This window comes from Staphylococcus caprae (assembly GCF_002902725.1).
In the GTDB taxonomy this organism is placed as follows: domain Bacteria; phylum Bacillota; class Bacilli; order Staphylococcales; family Staphylococcaceae; genus Staphylococcus; species Staphylococcus caprae.
The window spans coordinates 1-18,234 of record NZ_PPRT01000089.1 but is presented as its reverse complement, the minus strand read 5'-3'; the positions used below and the strand labels follow the sequence as shown (position 1 = coordinate 18,234).

The 18,234-nt window shown below is 33.7% G+C and carries 17 protein-coding genes; 10 read left to right on the top strand and 7 right to left on the bottom strand.

The genetic code is table 11. The features are described from left to right. Window positions 1-6 precede the first annotated feature (6 nt). Window positions 7-1,695 carry a dihydroxy-acid dehydratase gene (gene ilvD / locus CD155_RS12315; RefSeq protein ID WP_103213452.1) on the bottom strand — a complete coding sequence of 563 codons (1,689 nt, stop codon included), beginning with the start codon at window positions 1,693-1,695 and terminating at the stop codon, window positions 7-9. A gap of 845 nt (window positions 1,696-2,540) precedes the next feature. Between ilvD and tsaE the strand changes: the two genes are divergently transcribed. The 4 genes from tsaE to tsaD are packed head-to-tail and all read left to right on the top strand — an operon-like array spanning window position 2,541 to window position 5,101. Next, entirely contained in the window at window positions 2,541-3,002 is a 462-nt protein-coding gene (gene tsaE, locus CD155_RS12310) for a tRNA (adenosine(37)-N6)-threonylcarbamoyltransferase complex ATPase subunit type 1 TsaE (RefSeq protein WP_170080828.1), read from the top strand. After that, on the top strand, window positions 2,983-3,645 hold the full coding sequence (tsaB, locus tag CD155_RS12305) for a tRNA (adenosine(37)-N6)-threonylcarbamoyltransferase complex dimerization subunit type 1 TsaB (protein WP_044466882.1): 663 nt from the start codon (window positions 2,983-2,985) through the stop codon (window positions 3,643-3,645). Before tsaE ends, tsaB begins: the two co-directional genes overlap by 20 nt. Beyond that, a complete protein-coding gene (gene rimI / locus CD155_RS12300) occupies window positions 3,618-4,079 on the top strand; it encodes a ribosomal protein S18-alanine N-acetyltransferase (RefSeq protein ID WP_103213451.1) in 462 nt (153 codons plus the stop codon). Before tsaB ends, rimI begins: the two co-directional genes overlap by 28 nt. Beyond that, window positions 4,076-5,101 (top strand): tRNA (adenosine(37)-N6)-threonylcarbamoyltransferase complex transferase subunit TsaD, encoded by a 1,026-nt coding sequence (gene tsaD, locus CD155_RS12295; protein WP_103213450.1) that lies wholly within the window; start codon window positions 4,076-4,078, stop codon window positions 5,099-5,101. Before rimI ends, tsaD begins: the two co-directional genes overlap by 4 nt. Before the next feature lie 98 nt (window positions 5,102-5,199). Here the strand turns inward: tsaD and CD155_RS12290 are convergent, their stop codons facing one another. Further along, a complete protein-coding gene (locus CD155_RS12290) occupies window positions 5,200-6,816 on the bottom strand; it encodes a MutS-related protein (protein WP_103213449.1) in 1,617 nt (538 codons plus the stop codon). A gap of 341 nt (window positions 6,817-7,157) precedes the next feature. Continuing rightward, entirely contained in the window at window positions 7,158-9,089 is a 1,932-nt protein-coding gene (locus CD155_RS12285) for an ABC-F family ATP-binding cassette domain-containing protein (protein ID WP_103213448.1), read from the bottom strand. A gap of 358 nt (window positions 9,090-9,447) precedes the next feature. On the opposite strand from CD155_RS12285, the gene CD155_RS12280 reads away from it, so the two are divergent. The 6 genes from CD155_RS12280 to CD155_RS12255 all read left to right on the top strand — a co-directional run bounded on the left by CD155_RS12280 (window position 9,448) and on the right by CD155_RS12255 (window position 15,297). Beyond that, window positions 9,448-10,089, top strand: a complete 642-nt coding sequence (locus CD155_RS12280; protein ID WP_103213447.1) for a redox-sensing transcriptional repressor Rex — start codon at window positions 9,448-9,450, stop codon at window positions 10,087-10,089. An 88-nt stretch (window positions 10,090-10,177) separates the two neighbouring features. Next, the gene (locus CD155_RS12275) at window positions 10,178-10,465 is read left to right on the top strand and encodes a hypothetical protein (protein ID WP_103213446.1); all 288 of its coding nucleotides are present in this window, start codon (window positions 10,178-10,180) and stop codon (window positions 10,463-10,465) included. Window positions 10,466-10,738: 273 nt separating this feature from the next. Beyond that, entirely contained in the window at window positions 10,739-11,833 is a 1,095-nt protein-coding gene (locus CD155_RS12270; protein ID WP_103213445.1) for a YeeE/YedE family protein, read from the top strand. 12 nt (window positions 11,834-11,845) lie between these two features. After that, window positions 11,846-12,070, top strand: coding sequence for a sulfurtransferase TusA family protein (locus tag CD155_RS12265; protein ID WP_002445323.1), 225 nt, complete (start codon window positions 11,846-11,848; stop codon window positions 12,068-12,070). 178 nt (window positions 12,071-12,248) lie between these two features. Beyond that, window positions 12,249-13,499, top strand: coding sequence for an ammonium transporter (locus CD155_RS12260; RefSeq protein ID WP_070830519.1), 1,251 nt, complete (start codon window positions 12,249-12,251; stop codon window positions 13,497-13,499). 322 nt (window positions 13,500-13,821) lie between these two features. Continuing rightward, complete coding sequence (locus tag CD155_RS12255; protein ID WP_103213444.1) at window positions 13,822-15,297, top strand: sucrose-6-phosphate hydrolase; 1,476 nt, start codon at window positions 13,822-13,824, stop codon at window positions 15,295-15,297. Between the two features lie 72 nt (window positions 15,298-15,369). Here CD155_RS12255 and agrA read toward each other — a convergent pair whose 3' ends face one another. Genes agrA through CD155_RS12235 form a run of 4 tightly spaced genes read right to left on the bottom strand, consistent with a single transcriptional unit; the run spans window position 15,370 to window position 18,156 of the window. Further along, window positions 15,370-16,086, bottom strand: coding sequence for a quorum-sensing response regulator AgrA (gene agrA, locus CD155_RS12250; RefSeq protein ID WP_002445329.1), 717 nt, complete (start codon window positions 16,084-16,086; stop codon window positions 15,370-15,372). A 14-nt stretch (window positions 16,087-16,100) separates the two neighbouring features. Further along, window positions 16,101-17,396 carry a quorum-sensing sensor histidine kinase AgrC gene (agrC, locus tag CD155_RS12245; RefSeq protein ID WP_103213443.1) on the bottom strand — a complete coding sequence of 432 codons (1,296 nt, stop codon included), beginning with the start codon at window positions 17,394-17,396 and terminating at the stop codon, window positions 16,101-16,103. A gap of 44 nt (window positions 17,397-17,440) precedes the next feature. Further along, entirely contained in the window at window positions 17,441-17,584 is a 144-nt protein-coding gene (gene agrD / locus CD155_RS12240; protein WP_002445331.1) for a cyclic lactone autoinducer peptide AgrD, read from the bottom strand. Next, window positions 17,581-18,156: an accessory gene regulator AgrB gene (locus CD155_RS12235; protein WP_070830510.1), complete on the bottom strand. Its 576-nt coding sequence runs from the start codon at window positions 18,154-18,156 to the stop codon at window positions 17,581-17,583. Before CD155_RS12235 ends, agrD begins: the two co-directional genes overlap by 4 nt. Window positions 18,157-18,234 lie beyond the last annotated feature (78 nt).

Here is an 18,234-nt window from a genome sequence, read left to right as displayed (position 1 = left end):
TCCAATTTAAATAAGGTTTTCTGGGACTTGCATAATTCCACCTGTGTTAGCACTTGTAACTAACGCAGTGTATCTTGCAAGGTAACCTGTTTTAACTTTAGCTTTAAACGGTTTGAGTGCTTCACGACGACGATAGAGTTCTTCTTGTGGTTGATCGACATCTAACTTTCTATTTATTAAATCTATCGTGATTTCGTCTCCATCTTTGATTAAGCCGATTGGACCTCCAGAAGCGGCTTCTGGAGAAATATGTCCAACTGCAATACCTCTCGTTGCACCAGAAAATCTACCATCAGTAATAAGCGCCACATCTTTACCTAATCCTCTTCCAACAATTGATGAAGTAGGGGCTAACATTTCTGGCATACCAGGGCCGCCTTTAGGACCTTCGTATCTAATGACAACCACATGGCCTGCACGGACAGTATGATTATCAATAGCTTCAACGGCTTCATCATGTGAATTAAAACAAATTGCTTTACCTTTAAATACTTTAATAGAAGGATCTACACCGCCTACTTTAATCACTGCACCTTTAGGCGCTATATTGCCAAAGAGAATTGAAAGGCCACCTTGATGATCGTATGGTTGATCTAAAGGATGAATGACATCGAAATTTTTAATTTCTTTACCTTCATTGTTCTCTCTTAATGTTTTACCAGTTACTGTTAATCGATCAGGATGTAATGTACCATCTTTCTTCATTAATTCATTGATAATGGCTGGTACACCACCAGCTTGGTGTACATCATGCATAGAATATGATGAGCTAGGCGCAATTTTTGATAAGTAAGGTGTTTTTTTAGCAATTTCATTAATACGTTCTAAGTCATAATCCACACCAGCTTCATTGGCGATTGCTAAAGTATGTAACACTGTATTTGTTGAACCACCCATAGCCATATCTAATGCGAAGGCATCATCAATCGCTTCACGTGTCACGATGTCTCTTGGTTTGATATCGTTTTTAATATTTTCAACTAAACGAAAGGCTGCTTGACGAATCATTTCACGGCGTTGGTCACTCACTGCTAAAGCTGTACCGTTATATGGAAGGGCAAGTCCTAAAACTTCCATTAAACAATTCATTGAATTTGCGGTGAACATCCCTGCACAGGAACCACAAGTAGGACATGCATTCTGCTCCATATCTAGAAATTCTTCTTTAGAAATTGAACCTTCTTTAAATGCACCAACCGCCTCAAACATTGATGATAAAGTGAGGGCCTTACCTTGAGCAGATAATCCTGCTTTCATAGGGCCGCCTGAACAAAAGATTGCAGGTACATTTGTACGAACAGCTGCTAGAATCATGCCAGGCGTTATTTTGTCGCAATTTGGAATATAAAATACGCCATCGAACCAGTGGGCATTAATCACAGTTTCGGCTGCATCTGCAATAATTTCTCTAGAAGGTAACGAGTACCTCATTCCGATGTGTCCCATCGCGATACCGTCATCTACACCAATCGTGTTAAATTCGAATGGGATAGCACCTGCTTCACGAATTGCTTCTTTAGCGATATCAGCAAGTTCTCTAAGATGAACATGTCCTGGCACAATATCTATGTAGGAATTACAAATTGCCACAAAAGGTTTATTCATATCTGTAGGTTGATGAAGTGCGCCCGTAGCGTGTAAAAGACTTCTTGCTGGAGCTTGGTGATCTCCTTTTTTGATCATGTCGCTTCGCATTTTTGATTCCCCCGTATTTGTATTAAGAAAATAAAAAAACGTCCCAATGATTATTGGGACGTTTGTAAGTCCCATTCAACTAGAAATAGGACTTAAACATTTAGTAGGTCATACTAACTAAAGTTCGAGTCCTTACGAGTATAATAAAATGATAATAGCATTTGTAGTTGTCGGTTGATTGAGCGTAGTATGATGAGTCATTTTATTATACTCCTTTCGATGAATGGTTAATTATTCTTAATAGTTTGAATTGTTTTAAAATTTGATAAACCCAATTTACTACATGAGGTGAAACGTGTCAATAATAATTTAGAATTTTCTAACAATTTATTTTTGATTACGACTTAGAATTTTCACAAAGAAATTTGTAATAAAATTTGTTACAATAAATGAGTTAACAATGGACGTAGTAATAATAACTAAGAGACACAAAATTAAAGATAAAAGATTACAAAATATGAACTAAACGAACAAATAAAATTAATAAGTCAGACTGTTGGAAAATTATTCCTAATTGAGTATTCACATTTACTTAGCTGAGTATTGATAGCGACACGCCTGCAGGAATAGCATGCGTCTTGAGACTACTTGTAAGTCAGTTGATTTTTAAAAGACAGGCTACGCAGTAGCTGATTGATATTGAGCTCATAAAATGGCTCAACATCTAATCATCCTTGCGGGGGTGATAATACGAATTCTTAAATTCTAGAATTCTGTATCACTCCCAAGCCATGCCCGCGGCAAGGGAGCTAAAGCAATACGAAGTATTATTACAATAGATTGATCTTAAGAAGGGGTGTCTACAGTCTGATAAAAACATATCATCAAAAATAGGAGAATGAATGTTGATTACGATACACAATTTGGATGAGATGAAACAATTTGCTGAACTTCTAGTTAAAAATGTAAAAGCTGGAGATATCATTTTATTAAATGGAGACTTAGGTGCAGGTAAAACGACATTAACTCAATTCATTGGGAAAGCACTAGGTGTTAAACGAACAATTAATTCACCAACGTTTAATATTATAAAATCGTATAAAGGTGATGAATTAAAGTTACACCATATGGATTGTTATCGCTTAGAAGACCAAGAAGAAGACTTAGGCTTTGAAGAATATTTTGAAGATCAAGCAATTACTGTTATAGAGTGGAGTCAATTTATCAAAGATTTACTGCCACCACAACATCTTATCATTAATATTAAAGTCAAAAATGAAAATGAACGTGTGTTAACAATTGAATCTCATGGAGACCATTACGACATGATGAAGGAGGTGTTGGTAAATGAATTATCTACTCATTGATACATCTAATCAGCCCCTATCAGTAGCATTAATGCAGGATAATCAAGTCATCGCAGAGAAGACGACCAACATTAAACAAAATCATTCAGTTCAATTGATGCCTGAAATTCAAAAATTATTTGAACAATCTCAGATTGATAAACAAGATATTACGGATATTGTTGTGGCAGAAGGGCCAGGTTCTTATACAGGTTTAAGAATTGGAGTAACTGTAGCTAAAACACTTGCTTATGCGTTACAAACACGATTATATGGTGTGTCTTCATTAAAAGCACTTGCTGCTACTGTTAAAGATGATGATAGGTTATTGGTTCCTATTTTCGATGCACGTAGAGAAGCAGTGTATACAGGTGTTTATCAGAATGTTGATGGAAAGCTTGAAACGGTCATTGAAGATGGCTATTTACCAATAAGTGAACTTAAAGATAAACTTCACGCATTGAATCAAGATTATGTATATGTAGGATTCAATATTGAAAACATTGCGCACCTATTAGATAGTGAAGTTATTGAGAATTTACCAAGTGCAGCAGTCATGAAATCGCTCATTCAAGAACCTGAAGATATTCATACATTTGCACCTAAATATCATAAATTATCAGAGGCGGAACGAAATTGGTTAAACCAACAGAAGAACAATTAAATATTAGGAAAATGAGCGTAGAAGATGTACCTCAAGTCTTTGATATAGAACGGGAAAGTTTCAATGACAGTTCATGGACAATTGATGCGTTTTATCATGAGATTGAACAAAATCAATTTGCAAATTATTTCGTGATTGAATATGACGATAAGATTATTGGTTACCTAGGTTTATGGATTGTGATTGATCAAGCACAAATTACTACTGTTGCGATTAAAGAGCAATTTAGAGGATATGGACTAGGGCAGTTATTATTAAAATATGTTAAAAACTATTCTAGCCATACGTGTGAAGTGATGAGCTTAGAAGTGCGTTTAGATAACGAAGTCGCACAACATGTTTATAAAAATTTAGGTTTTCAATATGGAGGAAAAAGAAAAAATTATTACGGTGAAGGTGAGGATGCGTTAGTGATGTGGGTGAACTTAAAATGACTCAACAAACATTAATTCTAGCAATAGAAACAAGCTGCGATGAAACTAGTATAAGTGTGATTAAGAATGGTACTGAAATACTTTCTAATACAGTACTGAGCCAAATTGATAGTCATAAACGATTCGGTGGCGTCGTTCCTGAAGTTGCAAGTCGACACCATGTTGAAGGCATGACAGCGACAATTGAAGAATCGCTAACAACAGCCAATATGACTATGGAAGACATTGACGCGGTTGCTGTAACGCAAGGTCCAGGGTTAATCGGGGCATTATTGATAGGAATTAACGCAGCGAAAGCACTCGCGTTCGCTTATGATAAGCCTATTATTCCTGTACACCATATCGCTGGACATATTTATGCCAATCATTTAGAACAGCCACTTACATTTCCTTTAATGGCGCTTATTGTTTCTGGCGGACATACAGAATTAGTTTATATGAAAGATCATTTAAACTTTGAAGTTATAGGTGAAACAAGAGATGATGCGGTCGGTGAAGCATACGATAAGGTAGCACGTACAATCGATTTACCTTATCCAGGCGGTCCACAAATCGATCAGCTAGCTGCGAAAGGTAAGGATGCATATAACTTTCCTAGGGTTTGGTTGGAAAAGGACAGCTATGACTTTAGCTTTAGCGGACTTAAAAGTGCAGTTATTAATAAATTGCATAATCTACGCCAAAAAAATGAAGAAATCGTAGCCGAAAATGTTGCGACGAGTTTTCAAAACAGTGTAGTTGAAGTATTAACGTATAAAGCGATGCATGCATGTCAAGCATATGGTGTTCAACGTCTTATCGTTGCTGGTGGAGTAGCGAGCAATAAGGGGTTAAGAGCCTCACTTAAAACTGCATGTGAGAATGAGGGGATTACGCTTACGATTCCTAGTCCATCTTTATGTACAGATAATGCGGCTATGATTGGTTCAGCTGGACATTATTTATATCAAGCAGGCTTACGTGGCGATTTAGCGCTTAACGGTGAAAATAATATCGATATCGAAGATTTTTCAATTGAATAAGTAAATGAGAAAGCTCCATTCAACGTATAACATGAAACTGTAGTCATACGTTGAATGGAGCTTTTAATATAGATAGAAAGTTTATTAGGATAGTGAAGTTATTCCTTAACTTGTTCTTTAGCGCGTTCATAAATAGCATTAGGAAATTGTGTGATTCTAAGTAATTCAATGGCATTACGCGTATTGGCTTTGCCGGGTTTAATTTTATAATCAAAGTAAATTTCATTATTGTTAATAGATTCATTGAAGTGATAATTGTGATAATCCCTTTCCAATAATGACGATAATTCAATGTCATGTGTCGCAGCTACAACTTGATAGTTAGGTAATGCATTCAAATAACTGAGTACAGATTCTGAAGCAGCAATACGTTCTGTTGTATTTGTACCTTTAAAGATTTCATCTATGAAACAGTAAACTGTGCTTAGTGTATCAATATTAAATAGGCGTCTGATGGACTTCAATTCAGCCATAAAGTAACTATCGCCTGACAATACGTCATCAGCGTTGGCCATAGAAGTGTAAACATAGCCAGGTTTGCATTTAAACGTATCGGCTGTTGCAGTTCGAAGGGATTGCGACATAATGATATTTAACGCTACGGCTTTCATAAATGTTGATTTCCCTGAAGCATTTGAACCAGTGAGCAGTATATGATTGTCGAGATTTAAATCATTAGGTACCGCTACATCTTCGTCAATTAATGGGTGTATTAAATTTTGAAAATGCACACCACCAACTGACTCATCTATATCTGGTTCACAGTAATAAGATAATGTACGTCTATACATGGCAAGAGAATAGTGATTATCAAGCGTACTTATATAGTCATAACATTTCATTACTTCATCCTGATATTTGAAATAACTATGTTGAATAAGATGAAACAGTACATAATCAATCATAAAAATTAATTTTACATAGAGATTTGAACTGGTTACAAAATCAGGTGATTCTATCTTAGCTAGAAATCCACTAAACCTACGAGACGTCTTAAAATGATTAAAATTAACATCTAGTTCAGGCGTCCCCTCTAATTTACTCAATGCAAGACATTGTTTGATGACATTCGCAGTATAGAAGATCGACTTTAAGTCTTGATCGTAGGTCTTCTTAAGATTCATTGATAACGTTACATTTAAGATTAAAGCGCCGATGAATAAAAACAGGGCTGACCCAGGTGAAATAAACATTATCGGCAAAGTGACGATAGGTAATAATGGACAAAACATTAATAAATTATTTCGAGAAATAGGACTTAATTGATCTGGAAATAGTGGATAAACATTTTTGCCTATTTTAGAAAGTATGTAAGATACATTTAAACGGAATGATTTATTATCATTGTAGCGTTGTATGAGTGATTGATCCTCTATTTTGAACATACCTCTTAAAGTGGCATATAATTTCATTTCTCCTATAGCAGTAAAATTAAAGTTGATTTTATGGAATAATGCGCTCAAATTTAAATCGGACCAAGTTTTGTCATCGATAAGTGGATGTTTCTTTTCAAATTCGTCTTTATACGTTTGATATTGAGCGTCAAATCGTGAGTTAGGACGTATAAAAGATTCTAATTTTGATTTATTATCCCAAAGTGTATTTATTTTAGTGATAAGTTTGCGTCTTTCTATTATAGATACAACTATATTTACGATTGCTACAAGTAAAATAAATATGAGAATGATGAGTGCTAAAGTTAAGTTGTTAGTCATAGAATTCTCCCTTATGTATTTATATTTAAATTATTCCATAAATAAATTTTAGACTCAAACCTTCTTACTGAAATAAAAATGTCAATAGGGAACGTGCGTACTTATCAACAAAATGTGCGTAACTTGTGGATAAACACTGTTGAAAAGTGTGGATATAGGGGTGAATAACTCGAATGATTTGAAGGAAAAGTGTTAATTTACCTGTGGATAACTAGGATAACTCTGTGGATAGCCATCATATCCACGATAAACGGTGTGAATAATATTTGTGTAATAACATACTAAAAGACACTAAAAAGTAAGAAATTCTACTTCTCAGTGCCTTCGATGATGTTAGTGATTTATAATTTTTCTTGTAATTCTTCCCATTCAAACATCACTTGTTCTAATTTTTGTTCGGTTTCATTTTTTTCTTCAGCTAATTCAGCAGCTTTAATAGGATCATTAAATACTTCCGGCTGCGTCAATTGCTCTTCAATATAAGAAATATGTGTTTCAAACGCTTCAATTTTAGCTTCACATTGTTCAATTTGACGTTCTATTTTTCTTTGATCTCGCTTTTGTTGCTTTTGGTTCATATATGATGAAGGCTTTGTTGTGCTATCATTTTTCACATTTTCAGCATCATTTTTTAACTCTTGTTGTGCCTTTAATGCAGCAGCTTCTTCAGTTTTTTCAATGTAATATTGATAATCACCGAGATACATTTGTCCACCTTGATAATTGAGGTCAAATACTTTATTTGCAAGTTGATTAATAAAATATCGATCATGTGAGACGAAGATAATTGTTCCTTCAAAATGTTTTAATGCTTGTTCTAGCATTTCTTTAGAATCGATATCTAAGTGGTTGGTCGGTTCGTCGAGAATTAAGACATTATCTCTTTGTAGCATTAATAAAGCTAACTGCAAACGTGCTTTTTCGCCACCGGATAAGTCATTAATAATTTTCTTCACATCTTCTTGAACAAATAAGAAGCGACCTAGTACAGCTCGCACATCTTTTTCATTCATCGTAGGGTATTGATCCCAAACATAATCTAAAATTGTTTTATTCGATTTAAATTCTGCTTGTTTCTGATCATAATAACCAATTTGAAGATTTGCACCAAAGGTGATACTACCACCAAGATTGTCTAGTTTTTGGGCAATTGTTTTAATTAGCGTAGTCTTTCCAACACCATTAGGGCCAATTACAGCTATATGATCGCCTTTAGAAACCTCAATATTAATGGGTTCAGTAATAGGAGCGTCATAACCAATTTTTAAATTTTTGATGTGCATGACATCATTTCCGGTATTTCTTTCAAAACCAAATTGTATATTCGCACTTCTTGCATCAATCATTGGTTTATCTATGCGTTCCATTTTTTCTAATGTTTTGCGACGACTCTTTGCCATACCACTGGTAGATGCGCGGGTAATATTTTTCTCTACGAATGTTTCTAAACGCTTAATTTCTTCTTGTTGTTTTTCGTATTCTTGCATACGCTTTTCATAATATTGATCGCGTTGTTCAATAAATTGTTCATAATTACCTACATAACGTTTCACATCTCCAAGTGCGACGTCATAAATTTGAGTGACGATTTTATCTAAGAAATATCTATCATGACTGATAATTACGATGGCGCCTTTAAAATATTTTAAGTAGTCCTCTAACCATTTTGTAGTTTCTAAATCTAAATGGTTGGTTGGTTCATCAAGTAAGAGTAGGTCAGGCTCGTTTAACAACATTTGTGCAAGCGAGAGGCGTGTTTTTTGACCACCACTAAAATCATTAATAGGTTTATCAAAATCATTCTCAGTAAAGTTTAGGCCATGAAGTACGGTTTTAATTTTACTTTCATATTGATAACCTTCCAGTTGTTCAAAACGATTCGTTAGCGATTCATAACGTTCCATATGTTCTTGATATGTTTCTGATTCGTATTCATGTGTATGTTGTGCAAGCCAATCAGTTTCTTCTTTAATTAGACTTTCCATATTTTTGATATGTTCAAATGGTTTTGACATCTCTTCGAAAACGGTAGCCGTAGAATTAAGAGTCATTTGTTGAGTAAGATAACCTAATTTTAAATTCTTTATCTTAGAAATATGACCACTATCATAACCTTCTACGCCAGCGATAATCTTCATAAGTGTAGACTTTCCAGCACCATTTCTACCTACGACACCGATTCTCTCACCGGTTTTAACTTCAAAGTCTACATCAGTAAATATATCTTCACCATCGAACGATTTAGAGATGTCATTAAGTTGTAAAAGTATCATTCGATTCTCACCTTTCTAATTCAATTAAATAGTTATAGACTATACATAAACAATAAGATTTCAAATTTTTTAATTTTGTGCGAATTTTTAATTGTTAAACTTTATTATTCTCCAAAATAAAATTCGCTTGCCAAAAGAGACCTTATGATTAAGCTTATAATTAACTCAATTATCTTTATTTTACAGCATTACCGCATCACATGAAACTGGGATATTTATTTTTAAAAATCAATAATGTATAATATTTAAGTATTCATTGTAGGCAATTATTTGTATATTTAAACGCCTTACAACTTGCACGTTAAAATGTTTGAATACATAAATATATTTCATTCAAACTTTAAGGGGGACCTATGATATGCCAGAACACACTAAAATTCCTCGTGCTACATTAAAGCGTTTACCTTTGTACTATAGATTTGTAAGTACATTAAAATCTAAGGGTATTGACCGTGTGAATTCCAAAGCAATAAGTGAAGCTTTACAAATAGATTCAGCAACAATACGTCGTGATTTTTCATATTTTGGTGAATTGGGTAAAAAGGGTTATGGTTATAACGTTGATAGTATGCTTGAGTTTTTTAAATCAGAGATTAGTGAAAGTGACGAAATCAAAATTGCGATTGTAGGCGTAGGTAACTTAGGCCGTGCATTACTTACGTATAATTTCTCAATTCATGATGAAATGACAATTACTGAAGCGTTTGATATTAATGAAGATGTAATTGGAGAACAAGTTGGTAAAGTTGTAGTTAAACATAATAATGAGATTCAATCTAGATTAGCAGCTGAAGATATCGATGTCGTTATTTTAACTACGCCTGAAAATGTAGCACAACAAGTTACTGATCAGCTTGTAGAAGCGGGCGTCAAAGGGATACTTAACTTCACTCCAAGTCGAATCAAGACACCACAACATGTACAAGTTCATCACATCGATTTAGGTATTGAACTACAATCATTATTATTCTTTATGAAAAATTACAGTAATGGCAATTAATACATTGATAAGCATCCGTTAAAGGGTGCTTTTTTGTTATGAAAAAATGATATAGTATACATAATCATACAAAGGGGTGCACGCAAAAATGAGAGTTGAAGCAAATTGTAGTTATAAAGCACACATACCTCAAATGTTAACTGTTCCAGGAAAATTAATATTAGATGACCATACATTAATATTTAAAGCTTATGGCAAAGATCATACACCATTTGACTTGCAGTTTGATACTGACAAAGTTGTTCGATATAAGCAATCTAAAGGCTTGTTAGGTGGTAAATTATTCATATATTACAATGACCATGAGTGGTATAAGTTTAGACATTTTTCAAAAGAGGATTTAAAAGCAATCAATGCAGTATTGAAAATAAATTAATTTCTAAAAATATAGTAAAAACCATTTATAATCCGAGAAAAATTAGTAATTCAAATTATATGCGTATGCTTCCCTAGGGTGCCATCTCCGTCTGTAGTCTTCGACTGGCATTTCTCCCTCGGAATTTAGTGCATATATTTTTGAAGTTTATTGAAAACAAAGTTATTTAATCTGTATGGGCTCTAATTTTAAAAGTCAAAAAATGATAAGTTTGCAAAATTTGAATATTTCCATTATAATACCTTATTATTTATATCGGAAATAGGTGATTAAATGACTTGGATGATAATTAGTGGACTCATCGTCGGTGTGTTACTAGGATTTGTAATGCAACGTACAAGATTCTGCCTCGCAGGCGGGTTCAGAGATATGTATGTTCAAAAAAGTAATAAAATGTTCTATGCCTTATTGGTAGCAATCACAGTTCAGAGTATAGGGCTACTCATATTGACAAGCTTTGGAGCTATTAAAGTGCCGACTCATACATTTCCTGTAGTTGGAACCATTATAGGTTCGTTTATCTTCGGCATAGGTATAGTACTCGCAGGTGGATGTGCCACTGGAACGTGGTATCGTGCTGGTGAAGGACTCATAGGTAGTTGGGTTGCCCTCATCTTATACGCAGTGACTTCTGCAATTACAAAAACGGGTGTATTACTTCCATTGATGAATGTAATCAATCGACCTACAAATGTGAATGCGAGTGTAAGTCATTCAACAGGCATTCCGAACTGGGTACTTGTTTTAATTTTAACAGTGATTACGATCACTTTAGTTGTAAGAACTTTACGTAAACCAAAGGTAATGGTGCCTAAATTAAAACAAAAGCATACGGGTATTCGACATTATTTATTCGAAAGAAGATACCATCCATTTGTTGCAGGCATTGCTGTAGGTTTAATCGCACTACTTGCATGGCCAATGAGCGAATCAACAGGTCGTCCTTATGGACTTGGTATTACGACACCATCTGCTAATTTAATAAACTTTTTAGTCTCAGGTAATTCTAAATTTATCGATTGGGGCGTACTTTTAATACTTGGTATTTTTGTAGGTTCTTATATCGCCGCAAGAGGTTCAAAAGAATTTAAATGGCGTCTTCCAGATAAAAAGACTATTCGTAATAGTGCCTTCGGTGGAATATTGATGGGATTTGGTGCATCTGTAGCTGGAGGTTGTTCAATCGGTAACGGCCTTGTAGAAACTGCCACAATGAGTTGGCAAGGATGGATAGGCTTAGGATCAATGATTATTGGAGTATGGTTTATGAGTTACTTTATTTTCGTTAAACCTATGAAAAGGTTGAAACAAACGACAAATAATAAATCTCAAAATAATACAGTAAGTCAACGTACTCAAACAACATAAGGAGGTTATTCTATGGTACATGAATTAGGTACAGTAGGTATGGTATGTCCATTCCCACTTATAGAGGCACAAAAGAAAATGCAAGAATTAAATCAAGGCGATGAATTAAAAATAGACTTTGACTGTACACAAGCTACTGAAGCTTTGCCTAATTGGGCGGCTGAAAATGGCTACCCAGTAACGAATTATGAACAATTAGATGATGCTTCATGGACAATCACTGTTCAGAAAGCTTAAATCATATATGAAGTGAGGCTAGCGGAATCGTGTGATTTCGCTAGCTTTTTTGTATCGTTTCAATACAATTATATCAGTTAGAATGTTAAATAAACTTACGCCATGTGTAATATTACCTTACCGATTTTTGCGCTTCCATCAATCACTCATTATGATGTTGATAAAGGAAGTGGTAAGAATGAATATGGATGATACAATTTTCCTATTTTTATGTACATTATTAGTTTGGTTAATGACTCCAGGTCTTAGTTTATTTTATGGAGGACTTGTTCAATCGAAGAATGCATTAAATACAGTTATGCAAAGTATGGCAGCAATTGTTATTGTCACATTTGCATGGATGATTATTGGTTTTTCAATTAGTTTTGACCAAGGTAATGACTGGCTTGGTGGTTTTAAATTTCTAGGTTTAAATCACGTCGGTTTTGCAATTTCTAAAACTATTAGTCCACATGTCCCTCTCGCACTTTTCATGTTATTCCAAATGATGTTTTGTACTATCGCGGTTTCAATTTTATCAGGTTCTATAGCTGAAAAAATGAGATTTATCCCTTATCTTATTTTTGTTGGTTTATGGGTAGTATTTATTTATAGTCCAGTTGCACACTGGGTATGGGGTGGAGGCTGGATTAGTAAACTTGGTGCCATCGATTACGCCGGTGGAACAGTTGTACATATTACCTCAGGTGTGTCTGGTTTAATTTTAGGGATTATGATTGGGGTAGGAAAGAAACAAGAGAAGCATACCCCTCATAATTTACTCATTACGCTTATTGGAGGCATTTTAGTTTGGTTAGGTTGGTACGGATTCAATGTCGGCAGTGCGTTTACATTTGATCAAATCGCGATGGTATCGTTTGTCAATACTGTCATTGCTGCAAGTGCCGGTGCATTTGGCTGGCTGATTTTAGAATATGCTTTGAAAAAGACAACAAGTCTATTAGGCCTTTTATCTGGTGCACTTTCTGGGCTTGTAGCAATTACTCCAGCTGCAGGTTATGTCAATTATCTTAGTGCAGTCATTATCGCTGTAATAGGTGGTATCGGATGCTACGTTGTTATCAATTTAATTAAAGTGAAATTACAATATAACGATGCGCTAGACGCGTTTGGTATTCATGGCGTTGGTGGTGTGCTTGGCGCAGTACTTACAGGTGTTTTCCAGTCTCACAAGGTAAATGATGCCGTGGAAAATGGTCTCATATACACAGGCGATTTCAAAGTTATTTTAATACAATTAGCAGCAGCGCTTGCCACTGTGGTATTCAGTGCAATTGTTACATACATGATTGCTAGAATAATTAAGTCATTTACACCATTAGCAACTACTGAAGAAGAAGACAAAACTGGACTCGATGCAATTGTTCATGGTGAAAAAGCATACTTCTATGGTGAATTAAATAAATTTAATCGTCGTATGAAATTCTAGTCCAACATATAGAAAGTGAATCTTACTCACTTATCATGTCGATATCATTTGAACTATCACTTATTTAAAGTGGTTATATGTGATGAAATATGTTCAAGTTAATACATACATGATAGGTGAGTTTTCTTTTGAAAAATATTTCCAATGTCGTTAAGTGAGCAGATGTATTTAAACGTATCGTTTCCAGATTTCTGAACGTCGATTCATTTTCCATAAAATTCTCATGATTAAAACTAAAAATCTACATCTATATACGTAGCTCATATGTTAAAATATTAAAGTTAAGAAGAAAGCAAAATGAGTTGAGAGTAGGAGTGAAAACATGGCGGAATGGACACGTGAAGCACGTTATCAACGTATAGAAGATGTTGATACAGAGACGTTTATGGAACTAAAAAAACGAGTCGATGCTTCTCCATACAGACAGACATATCATATTCAGCCTGAAACAGGATTGCTAAATGATCCTAACGGCCTTATCTATTATGATGGGCGTTATTACATATCACATCAGTGGTTCCCATTAGGAGCAGTACATGGACTTAAATATTGGTTTAATTATACCAGTGATGATTTGGTACACTTTGAATCTCAAGGGCCTATACTAGAACCAGATACGAAATATGACAGTCATGGTGTGTATAGCGGTAGTGCCTTCGAATATAATGGGCATCTCTATTATATGTATACTGGAAATCATCGAGACCATCATTGGAACCGTGTATCTAGTCAAATGATTGCCCGACTTAAAGAGGACGGTACTGTAGAGAAATTTCCTAAGCCGGTTATTCATGGACAACCAGAGGGTTACACAAGTCATTTCAGAGATCCTAAAGTATTTGAAAAGGACGGTAAACTATATGCGATATTAGGCGCCCAAACCAATAATGAACAAGGTCGATTGGTCTTATATCGTAGTGAAGATGTTGTGAATTGGACATTCTTAGGTGAGATTCAAACAGATTTAAGTCAATTCGGATATATGTGGGAATGTCCAGATTATTTCGAGTTAGACGGTCATGATGTTATACTTTTCTGCCCACAAGGGGTTGAAGCGGAAGGTGAAAAGTATCGAAATATTTATCAATCAGGTTATATGATAGGGAATTTAGATATTGAAAATATGACATTTGACCATCAAGCGTTTCAAGAATTAGATAGAGGATTTGATTTCTATGCACCGCAAACTTTTGTGGATAAACATGGAAAACGCATATTAATTGGTTGGATGGGACTACCAGACATTGATTATCCAACTGATTCTGAAGGGTGGGCCCATTGTTTAACAATTCCTCGAGAACTCACAATAGAAAATGGTAAATTAAAGCAACGTCCACTCAAGGCGTTAGAAACTTTAAGAACGAATAAAGAAACTGCTTTGGGTTATGCAAATAAATTTAATCGCAAATTGCATCCTTATGAAGGAAAGCAATATGAAATGATTATTGATATTTTGGAGAATGATGCAACAGAAGTATATTTCGAATTAAGAAGTTCAAGAAATGAATCCACACTTATTATTTATAATCAACGTGAAAATACTATTACGCTTGATCGTTCTGATAGTGGTTTATTGCCAACAAATGTAGACGGGACAGCACGCACAACTAGGTTAGATGCACCTCTCAATCAATTACACATCTTTGTCGATACTTCAAGTATTGAGATATTCTGTAATGATGGGGAACGCGTGTTAACTTCAAGAATTTTCCCAAGTGAAAATGCGACAGGTATCAAAGCTTCCACAGAATCAGGACAAGTTTATTTACAATTTACGAAATACGAATTAAAGAAATAATTCGATAACAATGAAGAAACCCAGCTTTCACCTCAAATAGGGAGGAGAAAGCTGGGTTTCATTATGTGTGTATTAGATTTTTTTGACATTACGTACGGACGCGAAACAATTTTCGCCATTTTTAAAGTAAACCATACGCTCTTTTGAATCAATGGATTCAATATTATGCCGATTAACAACAAAACTATTGTGACATCTAAAGAAGCGATCATCGAGTTGCGCTAATTCTTTCAAATTACCATAAAACTCAATTTGGCGATTATCTAAATGCGCAATGAGTCGGTGCGACTTTGTAGATGATTCAAAGAACATAATATCATCATATTGAACATAAACTGAATTACTACCACGTTTTAATTCAATTGTTTCAACATTACTCTCTTTAGATAATAATTTAAGTCGTGTATGTGCCGTTTCAAGACAATCAATAATTCTTGTCTTTAACTCTGAAGGGTCATCTTTGAAAATAAAATCCATTGCAGCCACTTTATAAACGAAAGTTAAATAAGTGAGTTCACTATGACTTGTAACAAAGATAATATTGCCTACAGGATCATGTTTACGGATTTCACTACCTAATTTGATGCCGTTCATATCAGCTTCTAATTGAATATCTAAAAAATAACAACCAATATCATTCATTTCTTTAGATTGTTCAAGAACCTCATAAGGATCATCAGTTGCGAGCGCTAACTCCATCGGTTTTTCTTCAATCATAATATAATTTTTGATAATTGATGCCATATTTTCTCTTTGTCTCGGATCGTCTTCGCAAACGAATATCTTCATCTGTTATCACATCCTTATGCTTCGTTCTTAGTATTTATGATTTCTACTTTTTGAACAAAATAACCATTTTCGATAACGGTATCTAATAAAACATTTTCGTTTTCATCAGTCAGTTCTTTAAGGGTAGATAAACCTAAACCTCTGTTATCACCTTTCGTAGAAAAGCCTTCTTCAAATAATTCATGAATTTTAGGGGTATTATCGCTACATTTATTCATCACAATGAATGTAACAGATTCTTCGTTATCAATAAAGGCAATTCGAATAAGTGGATCTTCAAGTGCCTCTGATGCCTCAATAGCATTATCTAAAATAATTCCAGTAATACGACTGAGTTCAATTGTGTTCATGTTGATATTATCAATTTCATCAGGTACTTCAATACTAATTGGTATTTCTTTCTCTTGCGCTTGAAGAAACTTAGTTGTGATTAATCCCTTAATTTCTCTAACTTTTAAATTTTCAATCCCATTCAATTTAATTGAACGTGTCTTCATATTATCTTTCAATGGCACGATCTGTTCATTGAAATACTTCTTAAGCCCTTGCATATCATCCTCACGAATAAACTCAGATAGAGTAGAAAGAATATTAACATAATCATGACGGAACTTACGCATTTCATTATTAATAGTCTCAATACGTAACGTATATTCATAATATGTTTCAATTTCATCTAGATTACGCTTATATTTCATTTCACGAAGTACGGTGTAAGAGAGAATGATTAAAATTATAAGTATTACTAAGACAATACCTACATAAAGATATGTATAAAGTCTAAAAGTTTGAAAATCTAAATCTTCATTTCGAGTAAAGATAAATAATATGAAAAAGGTAATAACTAAGAAAATGGAAATGATTGAAATATATATTTTGTTAGTATATAGGTAAGATTTCTTAATACGATTTATTAAAAATTTGATAGAGTTCGCTAACACTATAGCCCATATACCAAAACTTATAAGATATACAACCAAATAAACAATAGAGTTACGTGTATAATCTTCAAACCACGCAATTAAAAGTATTGTGAAAAAGTTACATAAATATAATATGATGTTAGTTCCAAATATCGTCAAAATAGATAATAATTTTATTTTTCTATAAAAGAATATTATTGAAATCAAAATTATAAGAATTAAAACATTATTACCTACAAAGTAAAATAATAAATTTACAGGGATCATTAATCCAAGAATGAATAAATAATCCCTTAAATTATATTTAATCCCTGCAAGAACTCTAGCTACATAGAATATTGTAGCTAATTGAAATAAACTAGTTATCCAATCATTCAAGCCTTCCATAAAATACACACTTTCTGTAAATGACTTATAACAGTTGTTTGAAGTTATTTTTTGTATATTTCAAGTAGTTCTTTTGGTACTTCAGGTTCATCAAAATAGTAACTACAAGTACTATAACCAGCTATAAAGCCAATTTTTTCAAAAACAGCAGTGATCACTTTAAATAGTAAATTAATAATTTGCATCATTTTAATACATCCTCCTTATTAGTAGAAAAAATAGGTAATAGGGTAAGAGATTCAACAAACATACCCCAGATAACAAAATATACAAAAGGTTCTTTAATAAAAATACAAGCGATTAAAATCAAAATACATGTTACAACAGAACCAAGCTGTTTTCTTTTTATAAGATGTTTTGGTATCGGTTGCTTTTTTGTTTCCGATGGAGCATATTTTATAATAATAATTAAACTTAATACCCCAGTAACAATTAGTGCATACACGTTAATATGAAAAAGAGTTAGTAACCAAGGTATAAGTATAAAAATAATGATATTCACAATATGACACATTAACGATGAGTTAGCATGTGCACCATGTGCATTCCTCCGTATTAAAAAGTAAGTTATATGAGTTAATAATGTGTATACAAAAATACGAAAAATGAGAGCTAACCCATAAACGACTATTGTTTTTTCAATATTTATTGCAACAACTTGCATACCTAAACGAACTTTTAAAAATTGTATATGATCTAAATTATTTTTTCTTTGTAGGTAGTTAGCAAATTGTTCAATCTTTCTATCAATTATTTTCACTTATCTACTACTCTCCTCATAATTCATTATACAATTTTGTGCAACTCAATTTAAGAAATATGCCTAACTGTTATATAA